This window comes from Neisseria sp. P0021.S005 (assembly GCF_051956955.1).
This window is the reverse complement of the sequence record NZ_JBQCWY010000793.1, coordinates 1-1,204: the sequence shown is the minus strand read 5'-3', so window position 1 is coordinate 1,204 and position 1,204 is coordinate 1. Positions and strand designations below refer to the sequence as shown.

Here is a 1,204-nt window from a genome sequence, read left to right as displayed (position 1 = left end):
GGGTTACAAACCCAATATTCAAAAGTAGTCTAAAACAATATCTGTTTTCCAATAATCTTTCATAACAATAACAAAATACTAAACAGATACTCAACTTGTAATTTTGATTAAAATACCATTACATCTAAAATCTACAATCCATTTCAGATAAACGGAATTTAACTAAAACAAACGTATCATTACAACTGTAAATGCCGGCAAAAGTTGTCTGAAAAGTTTTCAGACGACCTTTAATTGGTTTTCTACCTTACCGCTTCAACTTCGCAAACGCATCCGCCATCGCCGAATTGGTCGGGGCGCGGTCGTTGCGTTGGGGTTTGCGGTCGCGGCGTTCTTGATGTCGGGTTTCAGACGGCCTGTTGCCTTTGGCTGTGCCACCCAGTTCGTCATCCAACCGCATAGTCAGCGCAATGCGTTTACGCGCAGCATCGACTTCCAGCACTTTTACTTTCACCACATCGCCGGCTTTCACCACTTCACGCGGGTCTTGGACGAACTTGTTGGACAGGGCGGAGATGTGCACCAAGCCGTCCTGATGGACGCCGATGTCCACGAACGCGCCGAAGTTGGCAACGTTGGAAACCACGCCTTCGAGTATCATGCCGACTTGCAAGTCGCTGATTTCATGGATACCTTCAGCGAATGAGGCCGTCTGAAACTCGCCGCGCGGGTCGCGGCCGGGTTTTTCCAGCTCGGACAGGATGTCCAGAATGGTCGGCAGGCCGAAGCGTTCGTCGGTAAAGTCGGACGCTTTGATTTGCTTCACGCGCTCGCGGTTGCCGATGAGTTCGGCGGCGGTAATGCCTTGTTGCGCCAGCATTTTGGCAACTACAGGATAGGCTTCGGGGTGGACGGCGCTCGCGTCCAACGGCTCTTTGCCGCCGTTAATCCGCAAAAAGCCTGCTGCCTGCTCGAAGGTTTTTTCGCCCAAACGCGGTACTTTCAGCAATTTTTTGCGGCTGTCGAACGCGCCGTTTTCATCGCGGTAGGCAACAATATTTTGGGCAAGGGTTTGATTCAAACCGGAAATCCGCGCCAAGAGCGGGGCGGAGGCGGTGTTCACATCCACGCCGACGGCGTTCACACAGTCTTCGACCACTGCATTCAGCGATTTGGCGAGCTGGCTTTGGTTCACGTCGTGCTGATACTGCCCCACGCCGATGGATTTGGGGTCGATTTTGACCAACTCGGCGAGCGGGTCTTG

At 51.9% G+C, this 1,204-nt stretch carries 1 protein-coding gene; it reads right to left on the bottom strand.

The annotated features are described in order from the left end of the window. Positions 1–247 precede the first annotated feature (247 nt). Positions 248–1,204: helix-hairpin-helix domain-containing protein (locus ACTHUE_RS19355; protein WP_440424208.1), on the bottom strand; the 957-nt coding region annotated here is incomplete at its 5' end.